This window comes from Burkholderia sp. LMG 13014, assembly GCF_905232215.1.
GTDB lineage: Bacteria > Pseudomonadota > Gammaproteobacteria > Burkholderiales > Burkholderiaceae > Burkholderia.
In genome coordinates, this window is sequence record NZ_CAJNKE010000155.1 from 1 (window position 1) to 11,713 (window position 11,713).

Sequence of the window (11,713 nt, forward strand, 5' to 3'; positions counted from 1 at the left end):
GCGCATCGGTGTCGCCCATGCCGTGGATCGACAGCGGCTCGCGCAGCGTCTGGTCGACCGTGAAGCGCGGATGCAGCGACGCGTACGGATCCTGGAACACCATCTGCACGTGACGGCGGAACGCACGATCGGGCGTGCCGCCCACCGGGCGTCCGTCGATCGACAGGCCGCCGGACGCGAGCGGCACGAGGCCGGTCAGCGCGCGCAGCAGCGTCGACTTGCCGCAGCCCGATTCGCCGACGAGCCCGAACACCTCGCCGTCGCGCACCGCGAAGCTCGCGTCGCGCACGGCGTCGACGTGACCCGTGCGGGTCGGGAAACGGATCGATGCGTGATCGACGTCGATCATCGTGCGGCCTCCTGTCGATCGGCGGGCGTGCCGGCGTGCGACGCGGGCTCGAGCCACGCCGGATCGCGCCGCAGCACGGGCAGTTCGTCCGGCGGGTTCGCGAGCGGCGGATTCGCCGCGAGCAGCCCGCGCGTATAGGGATGGGATGCGTCGCGCAGGTCGCGCGCGGCGCAGGTTTCGACCACGCGGCCCGCGTACATCACCGCGACGCGATCGCAGAACGACATCACGAGCGGCAGGTCGTGGCTGATGAACATCAGGCCCGTGTTGTGCCGCGCGATCATCGCGTCGAGCACCGCGAGCACCTGCATCGACACGGCGACGTCGAGTGCGGAAGTCGGCTCGTCGGCGATCAGCAGGCGCGGACCGGTCGACACCATCATCGCGATCATCACGCGTTGGCCCATGCCGCCCGACAGCTCGTGCGGATACGCATCGGCCACGCGCGCCGGGTCGCGGATCTGCACCGCCGACAGCGCGTCGACGATCCGCTCGCGCAGCGCGCGGCCGCGCAGGCCCGGCTCGCGCAGCCGGAACGCTTCGCCCATCTGCTTCGCGACCGTCATCACCGGGTTCAGCGAATATTTCGGGTCCTGCAGGATCATCCCCATCTGGCTGCCGCACAGCCGCCGGCGCTCGACCGGCGCCATTGCGAGCAGGTCGTGGCCCGCGAAGCGCATCGTGCGTGCCGACCAGCGCGCGGCGTCGGGCAGCAGGCCGAGCAGCGCGCGGCCCGTCAGCGATTTGCCGGAGCCCGATTCGCCGACGATGCCGAGCCGTTCGCCGGGGGCGAGTGTCAGCGACAGGTCGCGCACGGCATCGGTGACGGTGCCGTCGTGCCCGCGAAAGCCGATCTTCAGGCCGTCGATTTCGCAGAGCGGCACGGGCGAGGGGGCGGAATTCAGTGGCATGTCACGCTCCATGACGCGGATCGAAGACGTCGCGCAGCCCGTCGCCGAGCAGGTTGAACGCGAGGCTCACGAGCAGGATCGCCGCGCCGGGCAGCGTGGCGACCCACCACGCGTCGAGCAGCACGTTGCGGCCCGACGCGACCATGAAGCCCCACTCGGGGCTCGGCGGCTGTGCGCCGAGGCCGAGGAAGCCGAGGCCCGCGACGGTCAGGATGATGCCGGCCATGTCGAGCGTCGCGCGCACGATCACCGACGACATGCACATCGGCATGATGTAACGCAGCAGGATGCGCGGGCCCGACGCGCCCTGCAGCCGCGCGGCGTGGATGTAGTCGGCCTGTGCGATGCGGATCGTCTCCGCGCGCGAGAGCCGCGCATACGCGGGCCACGCGGTGATCGAGATCGCGACGACCGCGTTGATCACGCCGGGCCCGAGCGCGGCCGCGAACGCGAGCGCGAGGACGATCTTCGGGAACGCGAGCGCGACGTCGGTGATGCGCATCAGCACGCTGTCGACGAAGCCGCCGCAATAGCCGGCCGTCGTGCCGATCAGGAGGCCGATCGGCACGACGATCACGACGACGAGTAGCGCGATGCCGAGCGTGAGGCGCGAACCGGCGATCAGTCGCGAGAGGATGTCGCGGCCGAGCTGGTCGGTGCCGAACCAGTGCGACGGCGAGCCGGGCGGCAGCAGGCGGTCGGACAGCACCTGGCGCAGCGGATCGTGCGGCATGACCAGCGGGCTGATGATCGCGACCACGATCAGCGCGACGAGGATCGCGAGCCCGAACAGGTTGAGCGGGTTGGTGGCGAACCGGCGCCAGCGTCGGTACGCGAGGCCGAGCGCGGCCTGCGAGCGCGACGCGGGTGCGTCGGACAGCAGCCATGCGCGCAGCGTGAGGCGCTCGGCGTTCATGATTGGATGACCTTCGGCATGGGCGATGAAAGAAGCAGGGTGGAAGCGGTCATGTCGATGCGGCCCTCAGCGCGCCCGCGGATCGAACACGCGGTACAACGCGTCGGTCAGCAGGTTGACGGTGATGAACATCGCGCCGATCACGAGCGTCGCGCCGAGCACCGCGTTCATGTCGGCGTTCAGCAGCGCGCCGGTCAGGTACGAGCCGAGCCCCGGCCACGCGAACACGATCTCGGTCAGCACCGAGCCTTCGAGCAGGTTGCTGTACGTGAGCGCGATCACGGTGAGCAGCGGCACCATGATGTTGCCGAATGCGTGCCGCCAGATCACGCGCCGTTCCGACAACCCCTTCGCGCGTGCGGTGACGATGTATTCCTGGCTCAGCTGGTCGAGCATGAACGAGCGCGTCATGCGGCTCAGGTAGGCCACGGAGTAGTAGCCGAGGATCGCGGCCGGCAGCGCGATGTGCGACACCGCGTTGCGGAACACGTCCCACTCGCCCGCGAGCGCCGAGTCGATCAGCAGGCTGCCGGTGCGCGTATCGACCATCCCGTCGTACACGGGATCGAGCCGGCCGGGCCCGCCGACCCAGTGCAGCCTCGCGTAGAACAGCAGCAGCCCCATCAGTCCGAGCCAGAACAGCGGCACCGAATTGCCGATCAGCCCGACGAAGCGCGCGATGTGGTCGATGGGCCGGTTGTGCTTCACGGCGGCCGCGACGCCGAGCGGCACGCCGATCGCGATGCCGATCAGCGTCGCGATCGTCGCCAGTTCGAGCGTGGCCGGGAATACGCGCTTGATGTCGTCGAGCACCGGGTTCGCGGTCAGCAGCGACATGCCGAGATTGCCGTGCAGCACGTCGCGCGCATAGATCAGGAATTGCGTGACGAGCGGCTTGTCGAGCCCGAGCGCGATGCGTTCGGCCGCGTACGCCTCGGCCGACGCGCGATCGCCGAGGATCGCGAGCACGGGATCGATCGGCACCTTGCGGCCGATCACGAACGTCAGCGCGAGCAGCCCCACGAACGTGACGGCGAGCGTAAGCGCCCAGCGCAGCACGCGCAGGGCCCAGCGCACGGCCGGGCGCCGCGCGGGCAGCGTGCGCAGTGCTTCGAGGGAGGAGACGGGAGTCGACATGCGGCGAATCTTATTGCTTCTTCAGGTTGCGGTACGACACGAGATCGTTGATCGGCCCGACGTCGAGCCCGCTCACGCCGGGCCGCGTCGCGACCTGCGCGACTTTCTCGAACATGATCACGAACGGCGAGCGCGCGAGCATTTCCTTCTGCATCGCCTGATACCGTTGCGCGCGTTTCGCGGCGGTCGGTTCGGCGAGCGCGGTGTCGGTTTCCTTCGTCAGTTGCGGGATGTCCCAGCTGTTGCGCCAGGCCAGCATTTTATAGCTCGACTTGTCGGAATTGTCGGGATTCCACGCAAAACCCTGCGCGTTGCTGTGCGGATCGATATAGTCGGCCGACCATTCGCCGATGTAGATGTCGTGCTGGCGCGCGCGGTATTTCGCGAGCGTCTGCTTGTTGTCGCCGGGGATCAGCTGCACCTTGATGCCCGCCTGCGCGAAGTTCGCCTGCACGGCCTGCGCGATTTCGGTGTACGGATAGTCGTTGCGCACGTCCATCGTCACCGAAAAGCCGTTCGGCACGCCGGCCTTCGCGAGCAGCGCCTTCGCCTTCGCAATGTCGAGCTTGTACGGGTTCGCGTTCAGCGTGCCGAGGAAGCCTTCGGGCAGGAAGGTCTGGTGCACCTTGTAGGTCGTCTTCACCACGTTGCCCTGAATGCCGGCATAGTCGACGAGCCACTTCAGCGCTTCCTGCACGTCGGGTTTCGCGAGCGTCGGGTTCTTCGTGTTCAGGCCGAGATACAGCAGCGTCGCCTGCGGCGAGGCCGACACCTTCGCCTTGCCGGACTTCACGACCGACGCGAGATCGTCGGGGCTCAGGTCGCGCGCCGCATCGACGTCGCCGTTCTCCAGCAGCAGGCGCTGGCTCGCGGCTTCGGGCACGTGGCGCAGCACGATGCGCTTCATCGCGAGCGGCAGCCGGTAGCCGTCGAAGCGCTGCAGCACGAGGCTGTCACCGGCGGTCCATTTCACGAGCTTGTAGCCGCCCGAGCCGGCCTCATTGGTCTTCAGCCACGCGTTGCCGAAGTCGTTGCCCTGCTGGTGCGACAGCAGCAGCTTCTTGTCGAGCACCGACGCCGGCCACGAGCCGAGCACGTTCAGCACGAAGGTCGGCGCGTACTTCTGGTCGGTCGTGACCGACACCGTCAGGTCGTCGAGCTTCTTCACATTGGCGACGACGTTCGCCTTCGTGAGACCGATGCCGGTCAGCACGGCGGCCGGGCCCTTGTCGAGCAGCACCGCGCGCTGGATCGACCACGCGACGTCGTCGGCCGTCAGCGGGTTGCCCGAGTGGAACTTCAGGCCGGGGCGCAGCTTGAACGTATAGGTCAGCCCGTCGGGGCTCACCGTCCACGACTGCGCGACGTCCCCGTTGAATTTCGACGGGTCGCGCAGGTCGACGCGCACGAGCCGGTCGTACGTGTTCGCGACGTATTCCTCCGGTACCAGCTCGTAGATCTCGCCCGGATCCAGCGTCGTGAATTCGTCGAGCAGCGTGGCCATCACGAACATGTCCTTCGGCGTTTCCGCGCGCGCGGCGGAAAGCGGAACGGCGGCGAGTACGGACGCGGCGGCCAGCGCCGCGACGAGCCGGGATGTCAGCAGTTTCATGTGCGCTCCATCTGTCGTTGAAGTCGTTGAAAGCGTCGAACGTGAACGGTGAAGGGAATGCGTATGGCCATCACATCAGGTGCCACGGGCCGCTGTCGGCGTTGTCGATCTGCGGCAGCGCGCGCGAGCCCGGCAATTCGTAGTGCCACCACTCGCTGTCGATATGTGCGAAGCCGGCCGCGTGCATCACGCCGAGCAGCAGCAGGCGGTTGCGTTGCACGGCTTCGGGCAGCCCCGCGTGGAAGTGGCCGGAGGCTGCGACCATCTCGTCGAATCCGGTGCCCATGTCGAGCGGCTCGCCGTCCGCGCCGACGAGCGTCAGGTCGAGCGCGGTGCCCCGGCTGTGATTCGAGCCGCGGCCGAGGTCGGCGATGAAATTCGGATCGGGCAGGAAATCCCACAGCACCTGCTGCGCCTGCGGCGGCCGGTACGCGTCGTAGATGCGCAGCGTGAAGCCGGCCTGCGCCGCGATGTTCACCGCGCGGCGCAATGCGGCTTCGGCCGGCTCCAGCAGCAGGCAGTGCGCGTGGCGGTAGATCGGCTTGCCGGTCAGGTTGCGGTCGGTCGCGTAGACGAGATCGATGTCGACGCGATGCGTGGCGGGCGTGATTTCAACGAGGCGGTGAGTATTCATCGGCGGTTCGCAAGGCCCTCGCATTCAGGATTCGAATTGATCGAACGTGTGCTGCAGTTCGCGGTTGCGCGCGACGCGCCGGTCGATCGCGGGGCCGAGGCGGTCGACCACGGCCGTGATCAGCAGGTTGAACAGGCAGGTGAGCGGCGCGAGCGAATCCCAGAACTGGCCGACGTCGGTTTTCACCTGCAGCAGGTCGGCCGGCCAGTCGCGTGCCCACGGGCACGAGAGATCGGTGACCAGCGCGAACGGCTGCCCGCGCTCGGCGGCCGCCTGGCAATAGCGGCGCGCGCTGCGCGAATACGCGCGCGTATCGGTGACGATGCAATACGGCCGCTCGAATTCGGAGTTCAGTGAATCGACGTACGAGCCCGACTGGCCGTCCGAATAGAACACGCGCGGGCGCAGGTATTCGAGGTAGCTGCTGAATGCGTTGCTGATCCCGCGCGTCGACTGGATGCCGAGGATGAACACGGCATCCGCATGGGCGATCCGGTCGGCCACCTGTGCGAACACCGGGCCTTCGGCGAGCCGGTACACGTGACGGATCGCATCGAGCTCGCGTTCGAGCGACGACGCGAGCGGGCCTTCGGTGCCGCTGCCGTTGGGTTCGGCCGGTTGCGTGCCCGCGACGCGGCGGTATTCGTCGAGCCGGTCGGTGATCATCCAGGGGCGGTCGCCGCCGCCGCCGCGCAGCTCGCGCTTCAGGTCGTCGAGATTGCGATAGCCGACGCTGCGCAGGAACCGCCCGACCGAGATGCCGCTGGTGCCGGCCTGCTGCGCGATCTGGTCGGCCGTCTCGAGCCCGAGCCGGTCGAGGTTCGCGAGCATGTAGCTCGCGATGCGCTTGGCGGTCGGCGTCAGCTCGGCATAGCGGGATTCGACGGTATGGGCGAACGCGCAGGTCATCGGCTGTTAGATCGTTGTCGTCTGATGATCGAATGTCATCCATCTAACGAAGCCAAAATCATTCGCGCCAGCGGATAAAAACTATGGTGTGAGGATAGGTGATAGGGTCGGTGTCGAGATTCACTCAACTTGATTTCGACCTGCTGGCCGTACACTGCGTACCGGCAAACCCGCTCATTCAATGTTGAATTCGCGGTTCACTCAACGTTGAACTATCTGCTTTGCCGTTCATTCAACTTTGAACTTTCAAAGGCAGCTTGGCCCGTCCGCGCACGGCCGGCCGGCTCTCATCGACCCCGAGCGGCCATCCGCACTTGCGTTGTCGTAACGTCCGCTGCCAGTTAGGTCCGGTCATCCAAGTCGGGTTCTCGGGAGCCTGCTGCCGCACCCGGGCTTAGCGTGGCGAATGACCGGTAGCGACCAACGCACCTATCGATTCGCAGAATGTCTATATTGATCCGGTTGTGCCAACGGTTAAAATCTTCGGGGGGGCGTACAACATCGAACGCTTAACGTCGCCCTTGAACTTGAGCTTGGCCTTAATGGTTGATTTAATTTCCCTTGCCTCCCCTTCTGAGAGGCGAGGATCAATCATGATTTGACTAATCAGTTCGTTTGGATCGATTTCATATTTATGCAGATCATTTCCACATGCATCTTGATCCAGCTCGCAATATAGGAGGCGAACCTCATTTTCGTGTTTGAATGCCATTCTTTTGAATAGCAAGCTTTCGAAAATCTTATCTACAGCCAGTCCGCTGTCGTTGAACGTCTGATTTGCTTGCTTTTCGATATCCCTTGTTTTGAGGTAGCGCACCTTGCCTATGGCGCATGTTGCCTGCGGCAATCTTCCATGATGCCTAGCGAGGCTTGTTATCAAACCTCTAATCGTCGTGCGGACGCGTAGTCCGAGTTTTTCCTTCGAGTATATCCGCCACATGGCGTCCGACGCCTTATGCAAAGACCAGCATTGCCCGTACATGGAATCATGAAAAGGGTACTCAATAATGTTCCCCTCTGGCAATTTTACCTTTGATCGCAGGATGAAATTTTCAAATGGATCATCCCATTTATTCGGCTTCACCATTACATTTTCACGATTTTCAAACCATGCAGTCAGATGCTCCATGGATATGATCCGATAAATGTATTTATCCGCATCTTCAGGTTTTAGGTTTATAATCATGGCATAACGCCCTCTGAAACGTACAGGCTTCTATAGTTGAGCTGCGAGTAGATTTAGATGCTAAAGTGACCAGCCATAGAGACAATTCTGTGATACTGCTGGAGACTCCTTTGCTTTGCTGTCTTTGTCGGCCCCGTGACGAGTCCAAGTATCGCTTGGCGTAACATGATCCACGAGTCTTTGTTTTCGTATGGCCGTTCGTGCCAAACACCATCCATGTATTTCAGTAACCAATCGAATACCGGCGCTTCAAAATCACGACGACCGTCATGACCGAGCTCTTGTATCTCGGCCCAGCCAATGCGGCGATCGACTCGCTGACCTAATTCCTTATTTAGCTCAGGCACCGCGCCGGTGCGGTCGTATGCGTCGAACAAGTCCATATGAGCGACGTATAGCATTATAAGGAAACCCATAAAAATCAAATCGATTTCATTCGATTGTGTTATTCGTATCGTGTCCAATATGTCGATTGATCTCATGAAGTCGCGAGTTGTGAGCTTCATCATTTGGCCGATATCAGACAAGGCCTCTGCATGTGAGGGCGATCCGTCAGGTCGCTGTATTACGTTGATTATTTTCGGATCGTCGGCCAAATTGCGCTGGGTCAGCATCGCTGCGGCGAGTTGCCCAAACTGCGGAGTATCGAGGCGCGATTCATGGTCAAAAAAACGTCGCAAATACTTGCGCGAATCGAACTCGGACCCGTACACCGCCTTTATGGAATGGCCTAACTGCTGGGAGTCCGTTGCGACTACCGTATAGACATTCTCGATGCGAAAAATATGTTTGATCTTTTCAAGAAGCTCTATCGCGTAAGACGGCCTGCACCGATCCAATTCATCTACCATTAAGAAAATCGGTAGTTTGAGAGATGCTTTACTTTCATAAATTTTAGCAAAAGATGAAAATGACTTTTTAAATTCGTCTATCGCATTTTTCAGGTCTTTATTTTGCTTTTCGAGGTCGGTTTTTATGGTCGAAACTATTTCCACGCCCGCACTCTTTGCCGCTTCCTTGATATGGTTTACGATATCGCCATTTACATCTATGCCGGTAAAATTCTTCAAGACCACAAACGCAATGCCGGGGGCCGCCGTTTTGATTACGTGGGTTCCCGCTCGGGCCATCGCGCGGGCTTGCTGTGCAATCTTCCCTTTCGTTGGAAGGCTGTCTTTAAGATGAGCGTTGATCGCCGACATAAAGCCGACGAAGGGATCGCTTAAGTAATCATTTTCCCACGCGTCAAAGTACACAACGAAGTGTCCTTGTGCGCGCAACATCCTTGCCCACTCACGAAGGAAGTACGTTTTGCCAAGGCCCCATTCGGCGTTTACATTCAGGACAAAGCTTTCATTTCCCGGAACGCTGCCCGCGACCCTATGGCGTCCGACGAGGTAGTTAGTGAGGAATTCAGCAGCCTTCTTTCTATCTAACTGATCGTTCGCAAATGGTTGATCAGTGATTGATTGTCCGTCCGCCATATTATTATCTTTTCTCGAAAATAGAACGTAAGAATACACGATTGACAACGGGATACACCCGCTCGTGCAATCTTGCGGCAGACGCAACCGCGGCAGGGATGGCCTACGCCTCGGGCGTGGGTCGAACGGGAAGGCATAGGCCGGGTACTGATATGCGCACTTTAGCCGCAACGAGCGGGGCCAGAGTGTATGTCAGCCCGCCGTAGCTCCGGCCCACGGAGCCTCCGGCGCGTGGCCGGTAATCGCGTCACTCACCTGCTCGTCTAATGGTGCAAAGCAGTCGCCCGAATGTCACGATGCCGACACAGGCGAACGACCCTTCATGGCCGAACTCGGTCGGCCGCCGCCCATCACACGCGACCGGCGCAGATCGACCCGAAGCGGTCAGTTGATTCGCGTGAAAGCGGACGCCCAACCGACGGTGACATATCGAAGCGTCAATCGGTAGCAACGCCGTTCGACTCGGTCGCTTTTGCTCGCTGCATTGGCCACGAGCCTGACAGCTGCTGTCACTGCGCGCCGCGCGTAGCCGTTTAGTGATCCACGTGGTTTCGTTATCATTGCGGCGACAGGAACTAAATGACGGCAACCAAGCTCTGCACGCAGGACAAGCACGACACGTCCCAGTGTCAGACAGCAGATGGACGATGTGTGCAACGTGGGATCCTGTTGCTGACAAGAACTGATGGACGCGGCGGGTGGTTCGGCCGCGTGCTGCTGCGCAGTCAGTTGCACTGGCCGCTTACCGCTTCCCATAAACAAAAGGAAAATTCCTATGGGCGCACTTGGTGATATCTCGGGTGTCATACAGGGCGTTGGATCGCTGGCCGCTGTCGGTGCCGCGGTCTGGATCTACAGTAGGCAGTATTCGGACAAGAAAGCCGATGACGTGGCCGAAACCCGCGCGTTCGTTCAGGCGATCTGTGACGAAGTGCAGACGGCTTGGGATGGCTATAACCAGGAGATACACCCAAAGCTTAAGGCACTGCGAGCAGACGAACCGTTCAATTTCATCTACCCCGTAACGGCTGAACCGTTCCCGGTGTTCGTCGGCAACGTTGGGATGGTCGGCAAGGTGGATGACGCAGAACTGCGCCGCTCGATTATCAGGGCCTATGCGCTAGCGCGTGGCTTGCTCGACTCCTTCCGCCTAAATAACGCGTCGGTGGCCGAATATAAACGGCTCAAGACCATGAACGGGCCACCGGAAACCAACCTTTTTACCCGAACCCATCTGGACATGATGGTGGAGTATGCGGGCAAGCTGAAAGAACGGGACGAATGGGTCGAACAGGCTGTCAAAGACTTGCTGAGCCGCACAGAACAATGGTTGGATGCGCATCCACCACGCTAGCTGCGTACCGATGCTGTGGACCTGTTGCTGGAGATCGGGCTGGCGGCGTCTTAGTTGACTGTGGGCCTGCCTACGAGGCGATCCCCCTTTCTTTCCCTGCAGCGCCGGCAGTAGTGGGTGTTCGCAGGCACGCATCGAAACCGATGTTCACGTTGCACATTGTTGTCTTTGCTGCGGTCGAGACGCGCTTCATCTGACGGCGCGCGAGTGTCGACGATTCCGGTGCCTACGTTGATCGTCGGATATTGGCCGAACCGAGCCACAGAGCAACCCTAAAGCTGGCGGACCGGCTTCGACCACAACCTTGAAGTAACTTCAGAGCTCAACGTTGAGCGAGGGAAATTCCAAGTAGAGTGAATCTCGACAGTCGGAAGCGCGCTGGATGGCGGGGAAGGGGCATGAGTACGCCGGCAAATTATTCCTGTCAGGCATATTTTGCGTTTGTGCCTGTCAGGAATATGTTGCGTTTAGCGCCTACAGGAATCCACGCCGTGAATTTCATCGTCAATACACCCGCGCAACCGAGCGAGACCCTGTCGTCCGCTCGCCAGCCACGGGGCTGACACAAGCCGAAGCGGCGGTGCGGATCGGCGTGGGCCCGCCGCGTATTTCACCGCTCGAATCCACGCGTATCGAAAGCCTGCCGCTCAGTCGATTGCGCGATCTGACCGCGCTGTACGGTCTCGAGCGCTGCATCCGCACGAAGGGCGGGCGCGAAGCAGCCGAAGTCGAGTGGCAAGCGATGGGATGCCAATCTCACACTCGCGCGTTGTCGATCTGGCCGGTCGAACGCGACGGTCGTGATCGCCGGGTCGAATGCGTCCCGGATGTGGGCGGCCTGCAAGCGAACGGCAGCCCGCCGGCAGCCTACTGCTGCATGTCCGGCGCCTCGCGCAGCCGCCAGATCGCATTGCATTGCTGGCCGCCGAGGCTCGTCGAGCGCAACGTGATGACGGTGCCGGCCACGATCCGATACGAGAAGTGCGCCATCAGTTCGGTACCCTTGCGCTGCGCCTGCCCGTCGACCTGCACTTCGCACAGCAGCGGCGACGGCGAGCCGGACGGGTGCGTGACGTAGACGTTCAGCCGCGCGATGTCGCGTGTCGCGGTGAACACGACCTCGTGGTTCCCGCTGCCGATCAGCATCGTGCCGCCGGGTTCGTCGATCGCCTGCAGGTAGGCGCCCGCGCTTCCCTCGATCGCGGCGGACGCGACGGTCAG

General features: G+C 62.0%; 10 protein-coding genes and 1 pseudogene. 1 reads left to right on the forward strand and 10 read right to left on the reverse strand.

What is annotated here, in order from left to right:
- The 9 genes from JYJ84_RS17115 to JYJ84_RS17155 all read right to left on the reverse strand — a co-directional run.
- Positions 1-349 (reverse strand): ABC transporter ATP-binding protein (locus tag JYJ84_RS17115; RefSeq protein ID WP_205189316.1); only part of this gene is annotated, 349 nt, incomplete at its 3' end.
- Complete coding sequence (locus tag JYJ84_RS17120; protein ID WP_175219836.1) at positions 346-1,260, reverse strand: ABC transporter ATP-binding protein; 915 nt, start codon at positions 1,258-1,260, stop codon at positions 346-348. The genes JYJ84_RS17120 and JYJ84_RS17115, both read right to left, overlap by 4 nt.
- Position 1,261: 1 nt before the next feature.
- On the reverse strand, positions 1,262-2,176 hold the full coding sequence (nikC, locus tag JYJ84_RS17125) for a nickel transporter permease (protein WP_175219834.1): 915 nt from the start codon (positions 2,174-2,176) through the stop codon (positions 1,262-1,264).
- 66 nt (positions 2,177-2,242) lie between these two features.
- Entirely contained in the window at positions 2,243-3,313 is a 1,071-nt protein-coding gene (locus tag JYJ84_RS17130; protein ID WP_122947327.1) for an ABC transporter permease, read from the reverse strand.
- Positions 3,314-3,323: 10 nt separating this feature from the next.
- Positions 3,324-4,925 carry an ABC transporter substrate-binding protein gene (locus tag JYJ84_RS17135; RefSeq protein WP_175219832.1) on the reverse strand — a complete coding sequence of 534 codons (1,602 nt, stop codon included), beginning with the start codon at positions 4,923-4,925 and terminating at the stop codon, positions 3,324-3,326.
- Positions 4,926-4,995: 70 nt separating this feature from the next.
- Positions 4,996-5,559 (reverse strand): D-alanyl-D-alanine dipeptidase, encoded by a 564-nt coding sequence (gene ddpX, locus JYJ84_RS17140; RefSeq protein ID WP_175219830.1) that lies wholly within the window; start codon positions 5,557-5,559, stop codon positions 4,996-4,998.
- A gap of 24 nt (positions 5,560-5,583) precedes the next feature.
- Positions 5,584-6,468: a sap1 transcriptional regulator SapR gene (gene sapR, locus JYJ84_RS17145; protein WP_175219828.1), complete on the reverse strand. Its 885-nt coding sequence runs from the start codon at positions 6,466-6,468 to the stop codon at positions 5,584-5,586.
- Positions 6,469-6,916: 448 nt separating this feature from the next.
- The gene (locus tag JYJ84_RS17150; RefSeq protein WP_175219826.1) at positions 6,917-7,597 is read right to left on the reverse strand and encodes a DUF2971 domain-containing protein; all 681 of its coding nucleotides are present in this window, start codon (positions 7,595-7,597) and stop codon (positions 6,917-6,919) included.
- Positions 7,598-7,707: 110 nt separating this feature from the next.
- Entirely contained in the window at positions 7,708-9,138 is a 1,431-nt protein-coding gene (locus JYJ84_RS17155) for a P-loop NTPase fold protein (protein WP_175219824.1), read from the reverse strand.
- Between the two features lie 775 nt (positions 9,139-9,913).
- On the opposite strand from JYJ84_RS17155, the gene JYJ84_RS17160 reads away from it, so the two are divergent.
- Entirely contained in the window at positions 9,914-10,492 is a 579-nt protein-coding gene (locus JYJ84_RS17160; protein ID WP_175219822.1) for a hypothetical protein, read from the forward strand.
- A gap of 867 nt (positions 10,493-11,359) precedes the next feature.
- On the opposite strand, the pseudogene JYJ84_RS17165 reads toward JYJ84_RS17160, so the two are convergent.
- A pseudogene (locus tag JYJ84_RS17165) lies at positions 11,360-11,713 on the reverse strand (hypothetical protein); the annotation flags it as partial.

Coding starts and splice junctions, on each gene's coding strand:
- JYJ84_RS17120 (WP_175219836.1), bottom strand. CDS start 1,260: ATGCCACTGAATTCCGCCCCCTCGCCCGTGCCGCTCTGCGAAATCGAC.
- JYJ84_RS17135 (WP_175219832.1), bottom strand. CDS start 4,925: ATGAAACTGCTGACATCCCGGCTCGTCGCGGCGCTGGCCGCCGCGTCC.
- ddpX (WP_175219830.1), bottom strand. CDS start 5,559: ATGAATACTCACCGCCTCGTTGAAATCACGCCCGCCACGCATCGCGTC.
- JYJ84_RS17150 (WP_175219826.1), bottom strand. CDS start 7,597: ATGGAGCATCTGACTGCATGGTTTGAAAATCGTGAAAATGTAATGGTG.
- nikC (WP_175219834.1), bottom strand. CDS start 2,176: ATGAACGCCGAGCGCCTCACGCTGCGCGCATGGCTGCTGTCCGACGCA.
- JYJ84_RS17155 (WP_175219824.1), bottom strand. CDS start 9,138: ATGGCGGACGGACAATCAATCACTGATCAACCATTTGCGAACGATCAG.
- sapR (WP_175219828.1), bottom strand. CDS start 6,468: ATGACCTGCGCGTTCGCCCATACCGTCGAATCCCGCTATGCCGAGCTG.
- JYJ84_RS17160 (WP_175219822.1), top strand. CDS start 9,914: ATGGGCGCACTTGGTGATATCTCGGGTGTCATACAGGGCGTTGGATCG.
- JYJ84_RS17130 (WP_122947327.1), bottom strand. CDS start 3,313: ATGTCGACTCCCGTCTCCTCCCTCGAAGCACTGCGCACGCTGCCCGCG.